The organism is Rheinheimera pacifica (assembly GCF_024809855.1).
GTDB lineage: Bacteria > Pseudomonadota > Gammaproteobacteria > Enterobacterales > Alteromonadaceae > Alishewanella > Alishewanella pacifica_A.
Genome location: NZ_JANUEM010000004.1, coordinates 84687 through 107098 on the forward strand (window position 1 = coordinate 84687; position 22412 = coordinate 107098).

General features: G+C 49.5%; 18 protein-coding genes. 7 read left to right on the top strand and 11 right to left on the bottom strand.

Going from position 1 to position 22412, the window contains the following annotated elements; translation table 11 throughout:
• Positions 1–4 precede the first annotated feature (4 nt).
• From M2404_RS07590 to M2404_RS07600, 3 genes are read right to left on the bottom strand one after another with little or no spacing between them, the layout of a single operon-like run.
• On the bottom strand, positions 5–1243 hold the full coding sequence (locus tag M2404_RS07590) for a lipoprotein-releasing ABC transporter permease subunit (RefSeq protein ID WP_259239126.1): 1239 nt from the start codon (positions 1241–1243) through the stop codon (positions 5–7).
• Positions 1236–1919 (bottom strand): lipoprotein-releasing ABC transporter ATP-binding protein LolD, encoded by a 684-nt coding sequence (lolD, locus tag M2404_RS07595; RefSeq protein WP_259239127.1) that lies wholly within the window; start codon positions 1917–1919, stop codon positions 1236–1238. Before lolD ends, M2404_RS07590 begins: the two co-directional genes overlap by 8 nt.
• Positions 1912–3162, bottom strand: a complete 1251-nt coding sequence (locus tag M2404_RS07600) for a lipoprotein-releasing ABC transporter permease subunit (protein ID WP_310503074.1) — start codon at positions 3160–3162, stop codon at positions 1912–1914. The genes lolD and M2404_RS07600 overlap by 8 nt, the downstream gene beginning before the upstream one ends.
• A 45-nt stretch (positions 3163–3207) precedes the next feature.
• On the opposite strand from M2404_RS07600, the gene M2404_RS07605 reads away from it, so the two are divergent.
• From M2404_RS07605 to ylqF, 5 genes are all read left to right on the top strand, one after another.
• Positions 3208–3807 carry a PilZ domain-containing protein gene (locus M2404_RS07605; protein WP_259239128.1) on the top strand — a complete coding sequence of 200 codons (600 nt, stop codon included), beginning with the start codon at positions 3208–3210 and terminating at the stop codon, positions 3805–3807.
• Positions 3808–3853: 46 nt separating this feature from the next.
• Positions 3854–7330, top strand: coding sequence for a transcription-repair coupling factor (gene mfd, locus M2404_RS07610; protein WP_259239129.1), 3477 nt, complete (start codon positions 3854–3856; stop codon positions 7328–7330).
• Positions 7327–8376, top strand: coding sequence for a peptidoglycan binding protein CsiV (locus M2404_RS07615; RefSeq protein WP_259239130.1), 1050 nt, complete (start codon positions 7327–7329; stop codon positions 8374–8376). The genes mfd and M2404_RS07615 overlap by 4 nt, the downstream gene beginning before the upstream one ends.
• Before the next feature lie 170 nt (positions 8377–8546).
• Positions 8547–8828 (top strand): hypothetical protein, encoded by a 282-nt coding sequence (locus tag M2404_RS07620; RefSeq protein WP_259239131.1) that lies wholly within the window; start codon positions 8547–8549, stop codon positions 8826–8828.
• Positions 8829–8960: 132 nt separating this feature from the next.
• Positions 8961–9896 (top strand): ribosome biogenesis GTPase YlqF, encoded by a 936-nt coding sequence (ylqF, locus tag M2404_RS07625; protein ID WP_259239132.1) that lies wholly within the window; start codon positions 8961–8963, stop codon positions 9894–9896.
• A 134-nt stretch (positions 9897–10030) separates the two neighbouring features.
• On the opposite strand, the gene M2404_RS07630 is transcribed toward ylqF, so the two are convergent.
• The 8 genes from M2404_RS07630 to M2404_RS07665 form a co-directional block, all read right to left on the bottom strand.
• A complete protein-coding gene (locus tag M2404_RS07630) occupies positions 10031–11029 on the bottom strand; it encodes a family 43 glycosylhydrolase (RefSeq protein WP_259239133.1) in 999 nt (332 codons plus the stop codon).
• Positions 11030–11210: 181 nt separating this feature from the next.
• Positions 11211–14330 carry an efflux RND transporter permease subunit gene (locus M2404_RS07635; RefSeq protein ID WP_259239134.1) on the bottom strand — a complete coding sequence of 1040 codons (3120 nt, stop codon included), beginning with the start codon at positions 14328–14330 and terminating at the stop codon, positions 11211–11213.
• A gap of 15 nt (positions 14331–14345) precedes the next feature.
• Positions 14346–15326 (bottom strand): efflux RND transporter periplasmic adaptor subunit, encoded by a 981-nt coding sequence (locus tag M2404_RS07640; protein ID WP_259239135.1) that lies wholly within the window; start codon positions 15324–15326, stop codon positions 14346–14348.
• Positions 15323–16654, bottom strand: a complete 1332-nt coding sequence (locus tag M2404_RS07645; RefSeq protein ID WP_259239136.1) for a TolC family protein — start codon at positions 16652–16654, stop codon at positions 15323–15325. Before M2404_RS07645 ends, M2404_RS07640 begins: the two co-directional genes overlap by 4 nt.
• Positions 16655–16698: 44 nt before the next feature.
• Entirely contained in the window at positions 16699–17013 is a 315-nt protein-coding gene (locus M2404_RS07650) for a hypothetical protein (RefSeq protein WP_259239137.1), read from the bottom strand.
• A gap of 70 nt (positions 17014–17083) precedes the next feature.
• Positions 17084–17362 (bottom strand): metal/formaldehyde-sensitive transcriptional repressor, encoded by a 279-nt coding sequence (locus M2404_RS07655; protein ID WP_259239138.1) that lies wholly within the window; start codon positions 17360–17362, stop codon positions 17084–17086.
• Between the two features lie 41 nt (positions 17363–17403).
• Positions 17404–17592 (bottom strand): hypothetical protein, encoded by a 189-nt coding sequence (locus M2404_RS07660; protein ID WP_259239139.1) that lies wholly within the window; start codon positions 17590–17592, stop codon positions 17404–17406.
• A 20-nt stretch (positions 17593–17612) separates the two neighbouring features.
• A complete protein-coding gene (locus M2404_RS07665; protein WP_259239318.1) occupies positions 17613–17969 on the bottom strand; it encodes a diacylglycerol kinase in 357 nt (118 codons plus the stop codon).
• A 273-nt stretch (positions 17970–18242) separates the two neighbouring features.
• On the opposite strand from M2404_RS07665, the gene M2404_RS07670 reads away from it, so the two are divergent.
• Both M2404_RS07670 and M2404_RS07675 read left to right on the top strand, forming a co-directional pair.
• Positions 18243–20063 carry an LTA synthase family protein gene (locus M2404_RS07670; RefSeq protein WP_259239140.1) on the top strand — a complete coding sequence of 607 codons (1821 nt, stop codon included), beginning with the start codon at positions 18243–18245 and terminating at the stop codon, positions 20061–20063.
• A gap of 158 nt (positions 20064–20221) precedes the next feature.
• Positions 20222–22246, top strand: coding sequence for a heavy metal translocating P-type ATPase (locus M2404_RS07675; protein ID WP_259239141.1), 2025 nt, complete (start codon positions 20222–20224; stop codon positions 22244–22246).
• The last annotated feature ends 166 nt before the right edge of the window (positions 22247–22412 follow it).

Sequence of the window (22412 nt, forward strand, 5' to 3'; positions counted from 1 at the left end):
ATTATTACCGCTGGCCAAGCACCCGTGCAGGTTGTACCTTGCTGGCACGCCACGCCGGATAGAGCGTTGCCAGCAAACTCATTACTAATGCCACACCAAAGGTCAGCAGCACATCCTGCCACTGCAATAATGACGGCACAAAGTTAATAAAATAGATGCTCGGGTCCAGCAACGACTTGCCCAGTACAGTTGTCACAAAGGCAAACACCGGCTCAATATAACTGGCCAGCAATATACCAACAACTAAACCCGCTACCGCTCCGATTAAACCATTAAGCCAGCCCAGCCACATAAAGGTACGTATAATTACCGCAGGCGAAACGCCCATAGTAAGTAAAATAGCAATATCACCTTCTTTTTCCCGCACGGCCATCACCAATGTGGCAACAATATTAAAACTGGCAACGGCAATTACTAACGCCAGTACCAGATATAAAATGCTGCGTACCATCTGGATATCCTGATAAACATGACCCTGGCTACGAAACCAATCCAGCAGATAGACATAATCTTCCGATACCCGGCCCAGCTCCCGCGCCATTTGCGGTGCCTGAAAAACATCATCCAGCCGGAAGGCAAAGCCCTGCACTGTGTCGGGTTCAAAAGCCAGTAAGCTGGCCAGCGTGGCAATATCAAGCCAGATATGGCTGTAATCAAGCTGGCCGCCCACGGCAACTATGGCGCTAACTGTCAGGCTGGCAGTGCTGTGGCTCGCCAGGCGGCCATCTTCTGTTAAACGGGGTAATAATAGTTGTACCTGCTCGCCTACTTTAACGTTCAGCGCATCGGCAATACCCTGTCCCAGTACAATGTCGCTCTGTTGCAGGGTGTCAAGCTGCCCGGCGCTGATATAACCGGCAAAATCGCTGATGCGCCGCTCTGAGGTAATATCAATGCCACGCACTTCGGCTGCTTTTACTTCTGCACCGACCCTTAACATACCGTTACTTTTAATATAAGGTGCTACCGCTTCAACACCGGCAACCTCAGCAAACAGCTGTTGCTTACGCTGCCAGTCGTGCAAATTATGCTGTACAGCTTCCAATTCAACATGCGGGATCACCGATAACAAGCGCTGTTTCAGTGCCAGTTCAAAGCCATTCATTACGGACAACGCCAGGATCAGAATAGCCACCCCCAGCGCTATACCTAAAGTAGAGCTGGCAGAAATAAAGCGGATAAAACCACTGCTATGACGGGTAGAACGGTAACGCCGGGCCAACTGCCAGGCCAGGCTAGCCATGGGCAAGCTCCAGGCGGCCGTCGCGCATAGATACATGGCGGTCTAACCGTGCCGCCAGTGCCAAATCATGGGTTACCACAATAAAACTGGTACCAAGCTCCCGGTTTAATGTGCGCAGTAACTGATAAATACTCTCGGCAGTGTGCTGATCCAGATTACCGGTCGGCTCATCAGCCAATACTAATGCGGGCTCGCCTACCAACGCCCGGGCAATAGCAACGCGCTGGCGCTCACCACCACTAAGCTCTGCCGGTTTATGGTGGCTGCGGTGTGCCAGCGCTACACGTTCAAGCATTACGCTGGCGCGCTGCCTGGCCGCGGTGGCCGATAAACCGCGGATCAGCAGCGGCATAGCAACGTTCTCTAAGGCGGTAAAGTCCATCAGCAAATGATGAAACTGGTAAATAAACCCCAACTGGCCATTACGCAAAGCCGCTTTTTGCTGCGATGTCATCCGGGCAACATCCTGGCCCAAGACGTTTAAACTACCACTGTCGGCCTGGTCCAGCGTACCTAAAATATGCAGTAAAGTACTTTTACCCGAGCCTGAGCTACCAACAATAGCCAGCATGTCGGCGCGTTTAATGGTTAAATCTATACCGTGCAGTACTTCTGTAACCTGCTGGCCGTCCCGGTAACTTTTGCACAGTTGTGTTGCCGTTAATACATTACTCATCGCGTAAAATGTCCGCCGGATTTATTGCCACAGCACGTTTTGCCGGATACCACACAGCCATCAGCGTTAAAGCCAGCGCACTTAGCAAAATTAATAAAATTTGTTCTAGCTGAATATCCACCGGCAGTTCTACTCCCGGCGCCACTGACAAACCAAACAGGTGTAATAAGGGGTTTAACTGCCAGCATAACAATACTCCGGCAACAGCACCGCTTACCGCTCCGGCCAGGCCGTTACTGATACCTTGCACGGCAAATACGGTAAACAGCTGTCTGTCTGTCATACCCAGCGTTTTTAAAATAGCAATTTCAGCTTGTTTGTCGGTTACCATCATTACCAGAGCCGAGACAATATTAAATGCCGCTACTGCAACAATTAGCAGCAACATCAACCACATCATGGCTTTCTCCATCGCCACGGCAGCAAATAATTTGCCATGGCTTTGCCGCCAGTCCTGTACTTTTAAGCCGGGATCAGTTGCCAACTTTGCGCCCAGGGCCGGTGCGCTAAACGGCTCTTTCAGCGTAACCCGCCATTGCTGCTCCTTTCCGCCAGCATTTAACAGCCGGGTTAAATCATCCAGTGCGGTTACAGCAATCAGTTTATCGACATCAGAGCCGGTTTCCAGAATGCCACTTACGGTAAACAAGCGCTGGCGCGGCACCCAGCCCATAGGCGTATAACTGCCAGCCTGAGGCAACATAAAGCGTACCGGATCGCCCACTGACACTTCCAATTGCTCTGCCAGAGCGCGCCCAAGCACTACACTGTAGCGCTGCGAGGCAAAATCCTGCCAGTTACCAACCAACAACGACTGCTGCATAAACGCTGGTAGTGCATCTGCCGTTACGCCTTGCAATAACACAGCCGTTAACTGCCGTGGCGATTGCACCAGCGCTTCAGCTTGTAAAAACGGCGTAATTTGCAGCACTGCGGCATCTGTCAGCAAAGGTTGCTGCCAATGTTGCAGACTATTGGCGGGAGTGGTTACGACCAAATGCGGAATCACCCCGAGAATACGCTTTTTCAGCTCGCCTTCAAAACCGTTCATTACCGAGCTGACAATAGTTAACGCCATGACACCCAAAAAGATCCCGGCCACGGAAAACAGCGTAATGAAAGAGATAAAGGCATTACCCTTTCGGCTTTGGCTATAGCGCAAACCGATTAATAGACTGACTGGCAACGGCATCCTAATATTCAGGACAAGACCTGCGTTAGATGGTAAAGTGGCGTCGATCATAGAGATTATTGCCTGTCGTGACAAGCAGCTTGCAAAGGTATTGCCATGAGTGATTTCACATTACAGCAGTTAGATGATGCCTATCAGGATTACTTCAGCATTGAGCATGCCATTAGCCTCAATGCCCGGCCACTGGATATCGCCTTACCTGATGCAGAGGCATTACAAAATGCCATCCCGGCGCCGTTTTTAATGGCCTCTGAAGCCAGCAGTCTGAACAACTCGGCGCTGCGCGCATTAAACCGCTTAGGCGAACTGGCCGAAGAGTTAGCACTTTATTTGCAACAACAAGCCCGTAAAATAGATTTACTGCTGCACTATGTGTTGCAACAACAAGACAATAACAGCCAGCGTTACTACACCCTGAGCTACGGTGGTAGCGGCTGCTGTTTTTTAGCCGACACAGCCATGGAGCCTTTACAGGTGCTTGAGCTGAAAATTTTTCTGGATAATAACGATGGCGCAGTATTTTGCTACGGCCAGGTGCTGAGTTGTCAGCCTGCCGCTGACGGCCAGTGGCAGATAAAAGTAGTGTTTAACCGCATTCGGGATGAAGATCGCGAACTCATTGTGCGTGCCAGCCTGCATCAGCAGTCGCGTTTGCTAAAACAAAAAGCTGAGCAAAGGCAGCAAAAAAATAGCTAAGCGCACAATAACTCAATTTTATTATTTGTAAGGCTTCGTCGTTTTAATGGATCTGATCACTTCTCTGCCACAGCTTAAACATGCCCAGGATCAGTTGCACTGGGGCAATTTACAAGGCGCAGCACTGCCACTGGCACTGGCACAACTTATTACACAACAACCGGCGTTATATTTGCTTATTGTGCCCGATACGCCGACAGCCCTGAAGCTGGAGCAGGAACTGGGTGTATTTTATCAGCAACAAAGCTGCCCGCTGCTTACACTACCCGATTGGGAAACCCTGCCTTACGATGTGTTTTCGCCACATCAGGATATCGTATCGCAACGGCTGAAAACCCTGTACCAGTTGCCACGCCTGACACAGGGGCTGGTGATTGTGCCGGTTAGCACGCTGCTTTTGCGTATTTGCCACCGCGACTATCTGGAGCAAAATAGTTTTCTGATTAAAAAAGGCCAGCAAGCAGATTTAGCCGCATTAAAACGCCAGTTGACAGCTGTTGGTTACCGTAGTGTTGAGCAGGTCATGGAACACGGCGAATTCTCAGCCCGCGGTTCAATATTAGATTTATATCCAATGGGAGCCAACGTTCCTTATCGTATCGACTTCTTTGACAACGACGTAGATGGCATCCGCACCTTTGATCCGGACAATCAGCGTAGCCTGCAAGCGGTAGAGGCAATAGAGCTGTTACCCGCGCACGAGTTTCCAACCGACCAGGCCGCGATCGAACGTTTTCGCATGGCGTACCGTGAACGTTTTAATGCCAGAAACGAGAAAGAATCACTTTATCAGCAAGTTAGCCAGGGCGTATTACCAGCCGGTATTGAATACTATCTGCCGCTGTTTACCGAAAAAACAGCCACCTTATTTGATTATTTACCACCAAACAGCCGCTGTCTGCTGCTGGGCGATACTGAACACAGTGCCGACAAATTCTGGCTGGAACTAAAGCGCCGCTTTGACGACCGCGCGATTGATTTATTGCGGCCGATACTGCCTCCGGCGCAGCTATACCTGAGTACCGACCAACTATTTGCCAGTTTAAAGAACTATGGCCGGGTTCGTTTAAGCATCGCACCGCTACCTGCCAAAGCCGGTTACGCCAATGCCGAAGCAGAAACCCTGCCCGATTTAAGCGTAAATCATCAGTTGAAAAATCCGCTGCAAGCCTTGCAGGATTTTATTCTGCAGCTAAAACAGCAACAGGGCCGGCTGCTGTTTTTTGTAGAAAGCGAAGGCCGGCGCGAAAGCTTGCTGCAGTTGCTACATAAAGCCGGAGTGCATGTTTCACAATTTGATAATCTTGATGCGTTTAACCGCAGCAGCGACGATTTAGGCATAGTGGTAGGCGCATTAGAGCAAGGCGTTTTGCTACGCCGGGCAACGCCACTGGCACTGGTAAGCGAAAACGAGCTGTTTGGCCAAAAAATTAGCCAGCGCCGGCGGCGCAAACGCAGCCAGCAGGTATCCAGTGATACCGTTATCCGTAATCTGGCTGAGCTGAGCATTGGCCAACCGGTAGTGCATTTACAACACGGTATTGGCCGTTATCAGGGGCTGCAATTATTGGATGCAGCAGGTATCAGTGCCGAATTTGTTACTATTGAATATGCCGGCAGCAGCAAACTGTATGTACCGGTTACTTCACTCCACTTACTTAGCCGTTACAGCGGCAGCGACGCCGAACATGCGCCACTGCATAAGCTGGGTAACGACAGCTGGGAAAAATCCCGCCGCAAAGCCGCAGAAAAAGTACGTGATGTCGCCGCAGAGTTACTCGACGTTTACGCTCAGCGTGCTGCACATAAAGGTTACGCCTTTGCTTTAGATGAACAGCAATATCTGTCCTTTGCTGACAGCTTTCCGTTTGAAGAAACCGCCGATCAGCAAGATGCCATCGATGCCGTGCTGCGTGATATGCAAAGCCCGCAACCCATGGACCGGCTGGTGTGTGGCGATGTCGGTTTTGGTAAAACCGAAGTGGCCATGCGCGGTGCCTTTGTTGCAGTTAATGACGGTAAACAGGTAGCCATACTGGTGCCCACGACATTGCTGGCACAACAACACTTTGAAAACTTTAAAGACCGCTTTGCTAACTGGCCGGTACGGGTAGAAGTATTGTCGCGCTTTGTCAGCGCTAAAGAGCAAAAAGCTATTCTGGCCGATGTAGAAAACGGCAAAGTGGATATTCTGATTGGCACACACAAACTGCTGCAGGATGACATCAGGCTGCATGATCTGGGCTTGCTTATCGTAGATGAAGAACACCGCTTTGGCGTGCGCCAGAAAGAAAAAATCAAAGCCCTGCGGGCTAATATCGACATTCTTACACTAACGGCCACACCTATTCCGCGTACGCTGAATATGTCTATGTCGGGTATGCGGGATTTATCTATTATTGCTACGCCACCGGCGCGGCGTCTGGCTGTAAAAACCTTCGTGCGCCAATACGAAAGTGGCTTGATCCGCGAAGCAGTTATGCGCGAAATTCTGCGCGGCGGCCAGGTGTATTTTCTGCACAACGATGTGGCCAGCATTGAAAAAGCCGCTACCGATTTAGCCGAACTGCTGCCAGAGGCAATAATTGGTATAGCGCACGGCCAGATGCGCGAGCGCGAACTTGAACAAATCATGTCAGATTTTTACCACCAGCGCTTTAATGTCCTGCTATGTTCAACCATTATTGAAACCGGTATCGACGTACCCACAGCGAATACCATTATTATTAACCGGGCGGATAATTTCGGCCTGGCACAATTGCACCAGTTGCGTGGCCGGGTTGGCCGCTCACACCACCAGGCTTATGCCTATTTACTCACGCCACCGCCAAAGCGTTTAACCAAAGACGCCGAAAAGCGGCTGGAGGCCATCGCCAGCCTGGAAGATTTAGGCGCAGGTTTTGCCCTGGCAACGCATGATCTGGAAATTCGTGGTGCCGGTGAACTGTTAGGTGATGAGCAAAGCGGCCAGATTGAATCAGTAGGTTTCAGCCTGTATATGGATATGCTGGAACAAGCCGTTAACGCCCTGAAGAATGGCCGTGAGCCCAGTCTGGATGCCATGTTAAGCCAGCAGGCAGAGATTGAATTGCGCATCCCTGCTTTGCTGCCGGATAGCTATATACCCGATGTAAACCTGCGGCTATCCTGCTATAAAAAGCTGGCATCGGCCCGCAGCACCGACGAGTTGGATGAAGTACAGGTAGAACTGATCGACCGTTTCGGGTTACTGCCCGATGCGGCAAAAAATCTGGTAGCATTGTCTGAGTTTAAACTGCAGGCAGAGCAACTCGGCATTCGCCGCATTGAAGCCAGTAATAAAGGCGGTGTGATAGAATTCAGCGACAGAACCGCCGTATCACCCGGCTATATTATCGAACTGATACAAAAGCAGTCGCGTATCTTCAAGCTTGAAGGCGGCCAAAAACTGCGGTTTAGTATTAATACAGATGACAGCAAAGCGCGTTTAAGCCTGATAGAAAACATGCTGTCTGATTTTGCCAGACATAAGGTAAACAAATGATTAAAACCCTGAAGTATTGCCTGTTAAGCAGTGTTTTACTAACCAGCCCGCTAAGCGCCCAGCAACAACGCTGGTTTGAAGTGGAAATGCTGGTGTTCAGCCAAACGCCCGGTGCAGCAATCCAGGAAACCTTTGGCGACAGCATTAAAGCCATTAAACCAGGCCGGGCTTATGATTTGTTAACCCCGCGCTATCAGCCAGATATCGTCGCTTTGCTGTCTGAACTACCGCTGTGTTCGCAAGACATCGACTTTGCCAGTGAGTTTGAACTGATGCCACTGCGCTCAAACACCATGTGCATTTTCGAACCACAGGTAAAACCATGGCAGCAGCACAACCTGTTTCAGCCACGTAATACCATTAATAAAGTAGCCTACCCGTCACAACTGCCAATCGTGATTACCGGCCGTGGTGAACATCAGAATACCCCTTATCTGGCGGATGACAGCGCACTGCAGCTGCGTGATATTGCTCAGCGCATTAACCGTCAGGCCGGTATGTCACTGCTACTGCATACCAGTTGGCGCCAGGCACCGGTAACAGAGCGGCGTGCAATAGCCACCCGCTGGTTTGCCGGAAAGAACTTCTCACAACAATTCGACTACTGGAGCCAACCACGCAACTTGCTTGTAGCAACTGCTGATCCCGCGCTAACCAGTAACACAGCAACCTACACCCTAACCGACAACAACAGCGATACCCAACTGCTTAGCCAGATTGACTCATTGCTACAACAACTCAGCGCTAACAGCCAGTTACCGGCGCCGCAGGGCGAGCAACTGGCAGCCATAGCACCAGAGCAAGAAAACCTTAGTAGCTTACCGGATCAGGTATGGCAGCTTGATGGTTTATTTAAACTGCATCTGGACCACTATTTATTTGTTAACACCGAATTTAACCTGCGTATTCCGTCGGCAGATAAGCTAAATACCGTTTATGTACGGCAAAGCCGGCGGGTGATCAGCGGCGAGATACATTATCTGGACCACCCTCACCTGGGCATTATTCTGCAGATCCGCCGGTTTGATCCTCCTGCGGCAGAATAATCTCAGGCAAAGGGGCAACTGCAGTAAAAAAATTGCTATAAATGTATTGCCAAAGCAAGCAGAAATGCCTAAGCTTGCGCCCGTATTACATATTTAAACAAAACAGTGCGGGTATATAACAAATTGTTTTTCTATAGTAGATATACCAACCTGAAATATTACAGAGCAACATGGAAAATCTAAGCCCTTTACCGGAATTTAGTGCCAAGCACTACTTACTGTTAGTGGCGTTACTGCTTGTTGCCAGCAGTTGCGCGCCAGCATTAAGCTGGTTGTTTCCTTCTCTGGCCGGTACTGTATGGATAACACTGGTACCCCCCCTACTGGGCCTGTATCAGCTATTATTGTTATTTCGCAACCTTGGTATTGTTAAATTACCCGGTGTTGCCTGTTATTCGGCCCTGCTGGCACCGCTTTCTATGCTGAGCTTTTATCAATTCGTACTGCACTAACATAGCTTTCATAGTTTTTACCATTTTTGAGCTATTCATTTTGCGCTATCATAGCAGCGCCCACTAAAACAGTGGGTGCTTTTGCTATATGGCTGCCACAGTCTGCCATTTGCTGATTTTAAGGTTGCACGAATGTCTATTAACTGGTTCCCGGGCCATATGCACAAAGCCCGTAAAGAAATCGCTGAAGTGATGCCGCAGGTCGATATTATTATCGAAATGCTTGATGCCCGTATCCCCTTCTCCAGCGAAAACCCTTTAGTGCCGCAGCTGCGTGGCAACACGCCCTGTATTAAAGTGCTGAATAAAGCCGACTTAGCCGATCCTGTGCTAACCCGGCGCTGGGTTGAACATTTTGAACAACAGGCTGGCGTAAAAGCTATTCCTATCAGCCAGCAAAATCCGGAGCAAATCCGCGCCTTGCTGCAACTGTGTAACGACATGCTGCCAGAGCGTAATCTGGATATCCGTGCGGCGCGGGCCATGATAATGGGCATTCCTAACGTTGGTAAATCAACATTAATTAATACCCTTGCCGGGCGTACTATTGCCAAAACCGGCAACGAAGCGGGCGTCACAAAAATGCAGCAGCGTATTAAGCTGGAAAATAACGTGATTTTAACCGACACACCGGGCTTTTTGTGGCCCAAACTCAGCCCGCCTACCTGCGGCTACCGGCTGGCGGTTACCGGCGCAATAAAAGATACCGTGTTTGACTATGCCGATATTGCCATGTTTGCAGCCGACTATCTGTTAAGAGCCTACCCGCAGGCAGTTATGCAACGCTTTGGCTTAACCGAACTGCCAGAAAACGATTTAGCACTGATGGATGCTATTGGCCTTAAACGCGGTGCCATGCGTAAAGGTGGTATTGTTGATCTGGAAAAAGCCGGCAGCATCTTAATTACCGAGCTACGCGCCGGTAATCTAGGCCAGATAACACTGGAAACACCGGAAATGGTAAGCCAGGAACAGATAGACGCCAAAGCTGAAGAAGGTGCTAAAGCGAAAGAAAAAGCCGAACGTGAAGCTGAGCGTAAACGCAAAGCCCAAAAAAAATACCGATAAACAACTTAGCGGTATTTTCAATGATTAGTTGAACGCCAATACACACGTAAAACCAGCAATACTTTGATACTGACGCCAAACCTATTTTTTGGCGCGTTTAATCCATAATATCGAATAACGCTTTAGGCTAATCGTTATTCTGATGTAGATTTACTTAAACCTTGCGATGTTCGAACCACCGGTTTAATAGTGCCATCGTCATTAAAATATAAATACTCTGCAGCAGTATGACGCTGGCGTTTACTGCATGCGGTATTGTTGCTATCCAGCCAACGATGATAGAACAACAACCATTGCCCTTGATACTCAACAATAGAGTGATGATTATTACTTTGATGCTCTTGCGCCATAAATTCCCCTTGATAAGTCCAAGGGCCGGTTGGCGAGGTTGCAGTATAGTAAGTTAAAACGCGGTTGCGTTCTGGCATGGTAAAGTAATACAGGTTGTTACGTTTAAAAACCCAAGGACCTTCCATTTTAGGCTCATACCCGCCCATATCCATTTTTTTGAAATCGCCACGAATGCTGCGCATATCATCAGCCATTTCAACCACGTAATAATCAAAATCAATACCATGAAAATATAAATAAGCTTTGCCATCATCATCAATAAAAAGCGCGGGATCATTAGCATAAGGTTCACGCCACAGCGGTGCGTCAATAACATCCGTAAAAGGGCCTGTTGGTGAGTCACTTTCGGCAATACCTATGCCCATCCATTTGGTACTTTTTTCTGGATTTTGTCGATCTTTTACGCCGGTACCGGCCGGAAATACCAGATAGTATTTACCGTTTTTATAAGCGGCATCAGGTGCCCAAGCATAGTCATCTGCCCAACTTAAATCGTCTACCGATAACGCCGCACCATGCGCCGTCCAGTTAACTAAATCATTAGTAGAAAACACATGCCAGTCTTTCATATGAAAATCGGCCTGACATTCTTCATCATGCGAGGTATAAAGATACAAGCGTCCGTCAGGCCAAACATGGGCTGAAGGATCTGCGGTACGAATGGGTTTTCCGTCAATCAGTAAACCAAAATCCAATGGGTTACTACCGATAGCAGGTGCCGCTAAGGTAAGGCCTAATACGCTACTAGCCAACCAAAGGTGCCGTTTTGCAAAAGTAAGCATAAAATTATCCACTAAACAAAGTTGCCTTAGCATGGCTTACTCAACATGCTAAGGCGAACACTTAGCTTAACAATCGCGCAAAAATTTCATATCTGAATGTAAGGCCACAAACCACATTATGCGAGAGTGATTACCCCATCAAGCCCCTGATAACAGGGGCTTGATTACGTATTACAACGGATTAATCAGTTAACGCTTTATCATTGCGATGCCACCAATGGTACAACGCAGGCAATACCAGCAACGTCAGTATAGTCGCCGAGATAATACCGCCAATCACCACGGTCGCAAGAGGCCGCTGTACTTCTGCCCCGGTGCCGGTGTTCAGTGCCATTGGCACAAACCCCAGGCTGGCCACCAGTGCTGTCATTAATACAGGGCGTAACCGGATCAATGCACCTTCTACTACGGCATAGAGTAAATCGCCTTTTTCCTGCCATAGCTGGCGCATAAACGATACCATTACCAAACCGTTCAGAACCGCGACACCAGACAAGGCAATAAAGCCGACGCCGGCTGAAATAGACAACGGCATATCACGTAACCACAGTGCCAGTACGCCCCCCGTCAGTGCCAGTGGCACACCGGTAAAGATAATTAACGCATCTTTGAGCGAATTAAACGCCATCACCAACAAGGCGATAATCAGCAATAAGGTCACCGGCACTACGATTGCCAGCCGTTTACTGGCCGACTCCAATTGCTCAAAAGTACCGCCATAATCCAGCCAGTAACCGGCTGGCAAGCTGACGTCGGTACTAATCCGCTGTTTCAGCTCGGCAACAAAGCTACCCAGATCGCGCTCGCGCACATTAGCCGATACCACAATACGGCGCTTACCGTTTTCGCGGCTGATTTGTGCCGGTGCCGGTTGAATATCCAGCGTAGCAATTTCATTTAGCGGTACATAACCCCCATCCGGCGTTGGAATAGGTAGCCATAACAGGTTATCAATATCACTGCGGATTTGCTCCGGTAAACGTACTATTAACTGAAACCGGCGATCACCTTCGTAGATTAGCCCTGCCTCTTCGCCGCCAATCGACATGGCGATGATATCCTGAAACTGGCTGACTGTTAGTCCGTAACGGGATAAAGCCGTTAGCTTTGGTATTACCGACAGTACCGGTAAACCGGATACCTGTTCTGTTTTCACATCTGCCGCGCCGGTAATACTGTTGGCAACCTGCTCGATGCTGTTTGCTACGCTTAACAGCACATCCAGATCATCACCAAAAACTTTAATGCCCACATCCGAACGCACACCAGAAATCAGCTCGTTAAAACGCATCTGAATCGGCTGGGTAAACTCGTAGTTATTGCCAGGCAGTTGTTCCAACGCTTGCTCCATTTCAGCTACCAGCGCCGCTTTGGTTTTACGCGGATCCGGCCATTCGCTGCGCGGTTTTAAAATAACAAAGTTGTCTGCAACGTTCGGTGGCATCGGATCAGTTGCTACCTCCGGCGTACCAATTTTGGCGAAAACCTTATCAACTTCCGGAAATTGTTTAATCCGCTGCTCCAGTACTTCCTGCATTGCCACAGATTGTTCCAGCCCGGTACCGGTTACCCGCATCGCGTGCAGGGCAATATCTCCTTCATCCAATTGCGGGATAAATTCCGATCCCAGCGTGGTGGCAAGCCATAAACAAACCGCAACCAGCAACGTTGCCAAACCAGCAACCAGCAAACGCAGCTTGATTACGGCATGCAAAACCGGACGATACAGTGATTTTGCAGCAACAATAACCCGGCTTTCCTGTTCGTTGATTTTACCATTCATAAACACGGCAACGGCGGCAGGAACCACAGTCAGTGACAGCACCATAGCGGCCAGTAATGCCATTACTACCGTAGCGGCCATTGGGTGAAACATTTTGCCTTCAACGCCGGTCAGAGCAAAAATTGGGATATACACTACCGTGATAATCGCTACCCCAAACAAACTGGGTTTAATCACTTCGGTCGTTGCAGCAAACACCACGTTTAAGCGTTCACGCAGTGCCAGCAAGCCGCCATTTTGGTGTTGTGCCATTCCTAAGCGCCGGATACAGTTTTCGACAATAATCACCGCACCATCGACAATCAGGCCAAAATCCAGCGCTCCCAGGCTCATCAAGTTAGCTGATACGCCTTGCTGTACCATACCGGTAATGGTCGCCAACATTGTCAGCGGGATTACGGCGGCAGTAATCAGTGCCGCCCGGATATTACCCAGCAGCACAAACAGCACCACAATTACCAGTAATGCGCCTTCCAGCAGATTTTTTTGCACGGTCGCAATGGTTTTATCTACCAGCGTGGTACGGTCATATACCGCTTCAACAATCACATCTTCCGGCAGTGAAGCTTTTATCTCTTCCAGCTTTTGAGCAGCATCACGGGCAACGGTCCGCGAGTTTTCCCCCAGCAGCATCATCACCGTACCCATTACGGTTTCGTGGCCGTCACGGGTGGCGGCACCGGTACGTAACTCTTTGCCAAGCCCAACTTCTGCCACATCTTTTACCCGGATAGGTACTGAGCCAGTTAGCGCCACCACGACATTTTCAATACTGCTGATAGTACTGAGCTGGCTGGGCGAACGTACCAGTAATTGCTGGCCATTACGCTCAATATAACCTGCTCCACGGTTAGCATTATTGCTAAGCAACGCCTCTGACAGTTGCGGCAACGTAATACCCATAGCCAGCATTTTTGCCGGATCAGGCATCACATGGTACTGTTTGTCATAACCACCGATGGTATTAACCTCAACCACACCGGGCACTTGCGCCAGTTGCGGTTTGATAATCCAGTCCTGCACTTCACGCAAATACATAGCATCCAGCGGTTTGCCATTTGCATCGGTAGCGCCGGGTTTAACATCGACGGTATAAACAAATATTTCACCCAGGCCAGTAGCAATGGGCCCCATTTGCGGTTCTAGCCCGGCAGGCAGCGCATTCTTGATACTGCCAAGCCGCTCATTAAGCAGGTTGCGGGCAAAGTAAATGTCGGTGCCCTCTTCAAACACCACCGTTACCTGTGACAAACCATAACGTGACAACGAACGGGTATATTTTAGTTTTGGCAAACCATAAAGCGCCGTTTCTACCACAAAGGTAATCCGTTGTTCGGCCTCTAGAGGTGAATAACCAGGCGCTTCAGTGTTAATTTGTACCTGTACGTTGGTAATATCAGGTACTGCATCGATAGGTAATCGCTGGTAACTCCACAGCCCGGCGCCAATCAGTAACAAGATCAGGCCCAGCATCAGATACCGCCGCTCAATCGAGAAACGAACGATAGCTTCAATCATGTTTATCTCCTGATTTTAGTGTTCGTGAGCTGCACCGGCCTTTTCGATCTCAGCCTTAATCAGATAACTATTTACCACCACATACTCTTCAGTCGCATGCAGACCTGACAGCACTTCCGTAAAGCGCCCATCGGTGCGGCCTAGCTGCAGTGGCCGCGGTTCATAGCGGTTGCCTTCGCGCACAAACACCACCTGTTTACCTTCCATATCCTGTAAGGCTTTGTTATCTATCACCAGAGAAACATCTATGATCTCAGCATCCACCAGCGCACTGACCCGCTCTCCGGCAGAAAAACGGCCGTTGCTGTTATCCAGTTCAACCCGCGCCAATACATAAGGCTGACCGGAGGCCGGCAAAATATGGGTGATCTGACTATCAACCCTGCCGCCGCGAGCTTCGATATGCACCGGCAAACCGGTTTTTATCTCATCCATTGCGGCCGGGAATACTTTCAGCTCAGCCCACAGTATGCTGCTGTCTGCCAGTGAAAATAACGTTTCACCGGCTGTGTATTCGCCCTGACTGGCATATTGCTGTAATAACACCCCAGCTATCGGTGCCGTTACCGGATAAGTGCGCAGGCTGTCATTGGATTCAACCAGCGCCAGCACCTCACCCTTTTTCACTGTGTCGCCAACAGCAGGCTTTATCTGAGTAATCATGCCGGGAAAACGGGCACGAACCTGTGCCTGCCGGTTAGGTGGAATTACCAGCTCACCGTATAACGGAATATGGCGTTCAATGGTACCGGCACCGGCAGTCGCCACCTCAATCCCTACCCTTTTTGCCATGTCGGCATCAATCGTTGCAGCTTCATCGTGATCATCATCATGATCGCTGCCATGATTGTGCCCGCTATCATCGTGGGCATGAGCACTGTTTGTTTGCGCCGTTTTCGGCTTTTCATCATGGCTGTGGCCCGGCCCGGCCTGAGCAGGTGCAACAGCCATACCCTGAGCGATCAGTAATGCAAGGAATAACGCGGAATATTTCATTTGGAAGATCCTGATTCAGTAGTAATAAGCTGAGTGGGTGCCTTTATCGCCAGCGGCGATGCTGCAAGCGCAACACCGGCAAGCTGTTCAATCAGCACCTGATTACTCAGTGCAGTACTGGCCGCATTAACCAACTCAAGCTGAGCATCCTGTAGTGCCTGACGGGCAGAAATCCACTCTGCATAGCCATAACGGCCACGGCGGTATGCATCTTCAGTTTGTTGTAGTGCCTGCTCCAGCACCGGCAGAATATCGCGCTGCATATCTTTTACCGCCATACTGCTGTAACGGTGGGTTTGCCAGGCCTGATATAAGCGGGCGCGTAAATCCAGCAAGGCGGTTTCTTTTTCAAACTGTTCCGCCTGAGACTCTGCCTGCGCCGCAGTTATCGCCCCCTGATTACGCTGTTTACTAAACAAGGGCACCGACACGCCGGCAACCAAGCCAAAATCACGGCTTTCCTGTGAGCGCATGGCGCCAATCTGCCAGCGTACATCACCGGCCGACTGACTTTGCGCCAGTGTCAGCTCAGCATCACGCAAGCGTTGACGGGCTGCAAAAACCTCTATGGTGGGGGTTGCCAGCACTTGTTGATAAAGTGTTTGAAAGGAGGGGCTTTGCGCCAACTGAAATAAATCACCACTAACCTGATTAAAATCGGCTTGTTCCGCCCCCCACAAATTGACCAGCGCCAACTTGCTGCTATCCAGCTCGGTTTGCAGTAAGCCATGCTGCAACTGTGCTTGCTTAAAGGCCACTTTCGCCCTTAGTTGCTCGGCCTCCGGTGCTGCACCACGCTGCACCCGCTGCGTCACCAGCGTTAAAGCCTGCTCAGTCATACTGACGGTTTGTGCCGCCAGCGCCGCTTTTTGCTGTAATGTCAGCACGGTTACAAAGCGCTGGGTCAGCTCGCCCAGTAAATCCAGGCTTGCGGCCTGGCGCTCTGCCAGTAATAATGCTTGAGAAGCACTGGACACCGCCATCCGGGCCTGGCGCTTATCGCCAAGCTCAATAACGGAAGACAACGACACTGTGACTTCGAGGCTTTTAATTCCCGACATATCACCAGTACCAAAGGCATTATCAGCCTGCACGCCCAGCTCATAACCAGGTGTAAGCTCCGCCAATTGCTGCTGACCCAACGCCGCTTTCAAGCGCCAGTCAAATACCTGTAATTGCGGATGTTGTTGTAATACCCGTTTTGCTGCCTGTTGCAGCGTTAAATCTGCTGTTGCAGGTTCAGCTGCTACCGCCTGATGCAGCAAAATGCTACTAGCCGCCAGCAAACCAAACGCAGCAAAGCGCGTATAGTTTAATTTTAAAAACATAGCAAAATCCTGTTATTGGTAATGTAAAAACCAGAAAAACAGAATCAAGCGATAGGCGGGCGGTAAATACTTCGTTTAGGGGATGACGGAGCATGATTAAGATAAGACACAGCCAGTTCGTTACCTATTACCGGCAAAGCTGGGGCAGGCTTAAACAGGCCAATATGTGCGGCATGGCAATGACTGCAATGATCGCAACCGGCATGAAGTGAAGCGTCGGTTAATGATGATTGTTCTGCTGCTACAGCCTCTGCGGTATCCGACCATAATATTTGATGGTGAATATCATCAGCCGAGTGTTCAGTGGCAAAAGCGCTGGAAACTATACATAGCAATTGCACAACCAGCAGTAATGCCATCAGCATTCTACTTAGTGGTGTTTTAGCGAGTGCATAGTTGCTTATCACAGTTTGGGTATCTTATCGTCAGTTAATTTTTAAGGTAAGAGCGCAGCACGCTAATAACCTGTTCTACATCCGCGTCGCGCTGCAAAGGCTCCAGGTTATCGCCCGCCAGATGATCACGGATATGATGTTCTAATACCTCGGTCATTAGGCCATTAATAGCACCGCGCACAGCTGCGATTTGTTGCAGTACTTTACTGCAATCGCCTTCGGCCAGCAGCTGTTTTTCCAGCCCGTCTACCTGGCCTTTAATCCGCCGCACCCGTGTTAGTAATTTGGGTTTATTGGCTATGGTATGGGTCATTTGTTACTCCAAAGCTATACTCCCCTATAGTATAGATAGTTTTAACCATTCTCAAGTTTGAGATAAGAAAAACTGTCTTTTATTTTATCGCCATTAATTGCATTACTCACACTTATCACTACGGCTTGCTGTTCTGTACGGGCATTGATACTGACCTCACTTTGAGCAGGTAATGCGGTTATTAACCCCTGCGCAAGCAGGCTGTCACCTTCAACCAGCAACAATCTCATAAAGGCTTTTTCCAGCTAGCTTAGAGTAAAATACATAACCAGACGGCTGCACTGGCAACAAGCGTTATTAATACAGCTGCCGACCCGATATCTTTCGCTTTACCACTTAATTCGTGATATTCACTGCCAATTCGATCCACCACCACTTCAATGCCGGTATTTAATAGCTCCACGATCAGAATCAGTAATGCACTCAATAACAATAGCGCACGCTCGGCAGCGGATACATCAACCCACAAGGCTACAGGTAGCAATACCAGTAATAAGATAATTTCCTGCCTTATTGCCGCTTCTGATCTCCAGCTACTGGCCAGCCCTTGCCACGAATTGACTCCAGCCAGCATGATCCGTTTAAGCCCTTTAGCCTCTGATTTCATATGCCCCCCTGTATTGTTGGCGACAGCATAATAGCCCAGTCTTAAGAAAGCCTTAAGCATTGTTCGTTAGCCTCAGTGCAACTTTATTTGGCAGTACAACGAGCAATGACCAAACGTTCAGTAACAATATTCCCAGTATTACCGCAAGTAACATGCGGCCCCTATACCTACTTAATACGTATGACGTTGATTGGGCTGGTGCTATTGAGTGTGGCCCGGCTCGGTTTGGTGCTATGGCTATATAACAGGGTAGCGCCTACGGTCCAATTGGGCATGATATTCCTGCAGGGGATCCGGGCCGACCTGATTCTACTTTGTATCTGGTCTGTAATACCCGTTCTGTTGTCGCTGTGCTGGGCGCGTCCCGGATTACAGCACAGCTGGTTTCGTTTTAGCTATTGGTGGTGCCTGGCGGGTTTAATCCTTATTGCATTTATCGAACTATCCACCCCCGCCTTTATTCAGCAGTACGATATACGGCCAAACCGCTTGTACATTGAGTATCTGAAATACCCGAAAGAAGTTTTCTCTACCTTATGGCATGGCTTCCGATTGCCACTGGTGGCAGGAACCGTGTTAACTGTCGCAGCCGCTCTACTGCTACACCGGGTACTAAGGTTACCGAAGCACACATTGCAGGTATGGCCACTGCGTCAGCATTTACTACTGTGGCCTCTGGTGGTTTTTATGGTATTTGCTGGCATCCGTTCCACTACAGCACACCGCCCAGCTAACCCGGCGCTGTTTGCAATTACCTCTGATGCTATGGTGAATTCTCTGGTCATCAACTCGGGTTATTCAGTTTTATTTGCCTTGTATAACCTCAAACATGAAGCACGCTCCAGCGAAATGTACGGTAAACTGCCAGAGACACAAATGCTGGATTTAAGCCTTAACTGGCCCTGGCTGCAGCAATATAATTTTAATAATGCAGAATACCCAACCTTACACTGGCAACAAGCCGTAAAACAGCGTAATAAACCGCTGAACATAGTAATAGTATTGATGGAAAGCCAGGGCGCCACCTTTGTTGAATCACTTGGCGGCGCACCGGTCACTCCAGAGCTGGAACAACTGAAACAGCAAGGTATCTGGTTTGACAATCTCTACGCTACCGGTACCCGTTCTGTACGCGGTATTGAAGCGGTTGTTGCCGGCTTTATGCCGACACCGGCCCAAAGCACGGTAAAGCTGTCAAACAGTCAGCAAGGTTTTACCACTCTGGCATCCATCTTAAAAAAACAGGGCTACCACACTCAGTTTATTTATGGTGGCGAAGCGCACTTTGATAATATGCGTAGCTTTTTTACCGGCAATGGTTTTCAGGAGATTGTTGATTTACCTAAAATCAGTAATCCTGTGCTGGTAGGTAGCTGGGGAGCCAGCGATGAAGATTTGTTCAGAACAGCACATCAACAATTATTAGCTTTGCATCAACAGCAGCAACCGTTTTTCAGCCTGATCTTCACCTCTAGCAATCATGAACCTTTCGAATTCCCGGACGGCCGGATTTCACTATACCAAGAGCCTAAAAACACTGCTTACAATGCAGTGAAATATGCTGACTGGTCAATGGGCCGCTTTTTTGAGCAAGCAATGAAAAGCCCTTATTGGCAGGATACGCTGTTTCTGGTGGTAGCCGATCATGATAACAGGGTCTATGGCAGTAACCTGATCCCGGTGGAAAAGTTTCGCATTCCAGGTTTAATTCTAGGCGCAGACACTCAGCCTGAAATACTCACAACCTTAAGCAGCCAGATTGATCTGGCCCCCACTCTACTTAGCATGGCAGGGATATCGTCTTGTCACCCGATGACAGGGCGTGATCTGCTGCTGGACAGTACCAGCTCGGGGCGGGCCCTGATACAGTTTGACAATCTGTTTGCACTGATGACAGAGGATAAACTTACCATTCTGAAACCCGATGGTAAGGCGGTTAGTGCCAACTATAACCGTGAACACCAGCAATTAACGCTTTCTGCAGAAGCGGTAAGCCCCTTGCAACAACAGCAGGCTTTAGCACAAGTACAACTTCCTTCTTACCTGTATCGTGAACGTAAGTACAACGATGATATGCCTTGTGAAAGCCCTTGAAGGGCTTTCTACTATAGGTGTAAGAAGCGAGAGTTTGTTAAGGCTCTGCCAGAATGCTCTATCAGAGTATAAATAAAATTTGCTCAGCAATTGATCCAGCTCAAAACAGCAACTACTATACTGGGGTATAGTATAAAGGTGAGATGTAAGGAGCCGATATGAGCGATAAACATAAAGATCACTCCCATTCTGAAACAGAACCCCATTCACATGCCGGTTTTTTAGGCGCTAATACAGAGCTTTTGTTCGCACTTGCCAGTGGTTTTATGCTGGCGGCTGGTTTTATTATCGGTAAAGTGTCAGCAAGTGCGCCTGCCTGGCTACCCTTTATCTGTTACCTTAGCGCCTATTTTTTCGGTGGCTTTTTTACCCTGCGTGAAGCCATTGAAAACCTTCGCCACAAGCGTTTTGAAATTGACACACTGATGCTGGTTGCGGCGGCTGGTGCGGCTGCTTTAGGTGCCTGGGCTGAAGGTGCCTTGTTATTGTTCTTGTTTAGTCTGGGACATGCGCTGGAACACTACGCCATGGGCAGAGCCAAACGGGCTATAGAAGCACTGGCGGAGCTGGCCCCTAAAACAGCGATGGTTCGCCGTAATGAGCAACTACTGGAAATTCCGGTAGAAGCACTGGAAGTGGGCGATATTGTGGTGGTTCGCCCTAATGAACGCCTGCCGGCCGACGGCTTTTTGATTAAAGGCACCAGCAGCGTTAACCAAGCGCCTGTTACCGGGGAAAGTATTCCGGTTGATAAACACCCGGTTGATGATCCGGAGTTTGCCCGCAAGCGCCCGGATTCTGTAGACGCTGCCAGCAAAGTGTTCGCCGGTACCATAAATGGTGGCGGAGCCATTGAGATAGAAGTGACCAGCCGCTCCAGCGATTCCGCTCTGGCCCGTGTGGTCAAGATGGTGAGCGAAGCGGAAATCCGCAAGTCCCCTACTCAACGCTTTACCGATAAATTCGAGCGTATTTTTGTGCCCGCCGTACTGGGACTGGTCGTGATATTGCTGTTTGCCTGGGTCGTTATTGACGAGCCTTTTCGCGATAGTTTTTACCGTGCCATGGCGGTACTGGTTGCCGCCAGCCCCTGTGCACTGGCCATTGCCACCCCCAGTGCCGTATTATCCGGTATTGCCAGAGCAGCCCGTGGCGGCGTATTAATTAAAGGCGGCGCACCATTGGAGGAGCTTGGTTCGCTTACTGCAATAGCATTTGATAAAACCGGCACGCTGACTGAAGGCCGCCCGCATATTACCGCTCTTGTTGTGGCACAAGGTGTATCAGAAGAAGAGCTGCTGCGTGTAGCCGTTGCAGTAGAAGCACTGAGTGACCACCCGCTGGCCGCAGCAATCACCCGTGATGGTCGCAAACGGCTGGCCGGTAAAGAACCAGCCCAGGCAGAAAACCTGCAAAGCTATGCCGGTTTGGGGGTCAGCGCCCAATTGGATGGAAAAACCGTCTGGATTGGCAAAGCCAAGATGTTTGGCAATGAAGAAACCGGTAAACCTATCGCGCCACTAAACCCGCAGACAACAGAAGCCATCAGCACTTTGCGTAACAATGGGCGTACAGTTATGGCAATACGTCACGGAGATCGCGATTTAGGCGCTATCGGCCTGATGGATACTCCCCGCCCTGCCGCTAAAGCTGCGTTAGCGACCTTACGGCAGTTGGGCATCTCAAGAATGATTATGATCTCCGGTGATAACCAGCAGGTTGCAGCAGCCGTGGCAAAAGAAGTTGGCCTGGATGAAGCTTGGGGTGACTTAATGCCACAGGATAAAGTCACTGCTATCCGTAAATTACGCGAAACAACCCAGGTTGCCATGGTTGGTGATGGTGTTAATGATGCACCGGCTATGGCGAATGCCAGTGTCGGCATTGCCATGGGCGCAGCAGGCTCTGATGTAGCACTGGAAACCGCAGATGTTGCCCTGATGGCAGACGACTTAAGCCATCTGCCCTTTGCCGTTGATTTAAGCCGCCGAACCCGCAGAATTATTTTACAAAATGTGTTTGTCAGCTTGGGTGTCGTTGCATTGCTGGTGCCTGCAACCATAATGGGGCTTGGCATTGGTGCGGCGGTGGCGGTACATGAAGGTTCAACACTGATTGTCGTGTTTAATGCCCTACGCCTGCTGGCTTATACTCCAGCCAAAAATATAGCGCCAGAAGCATAAATATCATCCCCAAAAAATAATTACAGGCGGCATAATAGCGGTAATCATACCAAACGGGCAGTTACTGCCCGTTCTGTACACGTTGGCACACAACAAGCAGCATTAATATTTTGCCATGGCAGCGCTATATTTTTTGGTGCCGCCATTGCGAAAATAGCAGCTGCCC

What these genes read in the sequence shown, in the direction of transcription:
- M2404_RS07590 (WP_259239126.1), bottom strand. Translation starts at nt 1,243, where the DNA reads ATGGCTAGCCTGGCCTGGCAGTTGGCCCGGCGTTACCGTTCTACCCGT.
- lolD (WP_259239127.1), bottom strand. Translation starts at nt 1,919, where the DNA reads ATGAGTAATGTATTAACGGCAACACAACTGTGCAAAAGTTACCGGGAC.
- M2404_RS07600 (WP_310503074.1), bottom strand. Translation starts at nt 3,162, where the DNA reads ATGATCGACGCCACTTTACCATCTAACGCAGGTCTTGTCCTGAATATT.
- M2404_RS07605 (WP_259239128.1), top strand. Translation starts at nt 3,208, where the DNA reads ATGAGTGATTTCACATTACAGCAGTTAGATGATGCCTATCAGGATTAC.
- mfd (WP_259239129.1), top strand. Translation starts at nt 3,854, where the DNA reads ATGGATCTGATCACTTCTCTGCCACAGCTTAAACATGCCCAGGATCAG.
- M2404_RS07615 (WP_259239130.1), top strand. Translation starts at nt 7,327, where the DNA reads ATGATTAAAACCCTGAAGTATTGCCTGTTAAGCAGTGTTTTACTAACC.
- M2404_RS07620 (WP_259239131.1), top strand. Translation starts at nt 8,547, where the DNA reads ATGGAAAATCTAAGCCCTTTACCGGAATTTAGTGCCAAGCACTACTTA.
- ylqF (WP_259239132.1), top strand. Translation starts at nt 8,961, where the DNA reads ATGTCTATTAACTGGTTCCCGGGCCATATGCACAAAGCCCGTAAAGAA.
- M2404_RS07630 (WP_259239133.1), bottom strand. Translation starts at nt 11,029, where the DNA reads ATGCTTACTTTTGCAAAACGGCACCTTTGGTTGGCTAGTAGCGTATTA.
- M2404_RS07635 (WP_259239134.1), bottom strand. Translation starts at nt 14,330, where the DNA reads ATGATTGAAGCTATCGTTCGTTTCTCGATTGAGCGGCGGTATCTGATG.
- M2404_RS07640 (WP_259239135.1), bottom strand. Translation starts at nt 15,326, where the DNA reads ATGAAATATTCCGCGTTATTCCTTGCATTACTGATCGCTCAGGGTATG.
- M2404_RS07645 (WP_259239136.1), bottom strand. Translation starts at nt 16,654, where the DNA reads ATGTTTTTAAAATTAAACTATACGCGCTTTGCTGCGTTTGGTTTGCTG.
- M2404_RS07650 (WP_259239137.1), bottom strand. Translation starts at nt 17,013, where the DNA reads ATGGCATTACTGCTGGTTGTGCAATTGCTATGTATAGTTTCCAGCGCT.
- M2404_RS07655 (WP_259239138.1), bottom strand. Translation starts at nt 17,362, where the DNA reads ATGACCCATACCATAGCCAATAAACCCAAATTACTAACACGGGTGCGG.
- M2404_RS07660 (WP_259239139.1), bottom strand. Translation starts at nt 17,592, where the DNA reads ATGAGATTGTTGCTGGTTGAAGGTGACAGCCTGCTTGCGCAGGGGTTA.
- M2404_RS07665 (WP_259239318.1), bottom strand. Translation starts at nt 17,969, where the DNA reads ATGAAATCAGAGGCTAAAGGGCTTAAACGGATCATGCTGGCTGGAGTC.
- M2404_RS07670 (WP_259239140.1), top strand. Translation starts at nt 18,243, where the DNA reads ATGATATTCCTGCAGGGGATCCGGGCCGACCTGATTCTACTTTGTATC.
- M2404_RS07675 (WP_259239141.1), top strand. Translation starts at nt 20,222, where the DNA reads ATGAGCGATAAACATAAAGATCACTCCCATTCTGAAACAGAACCCCAT.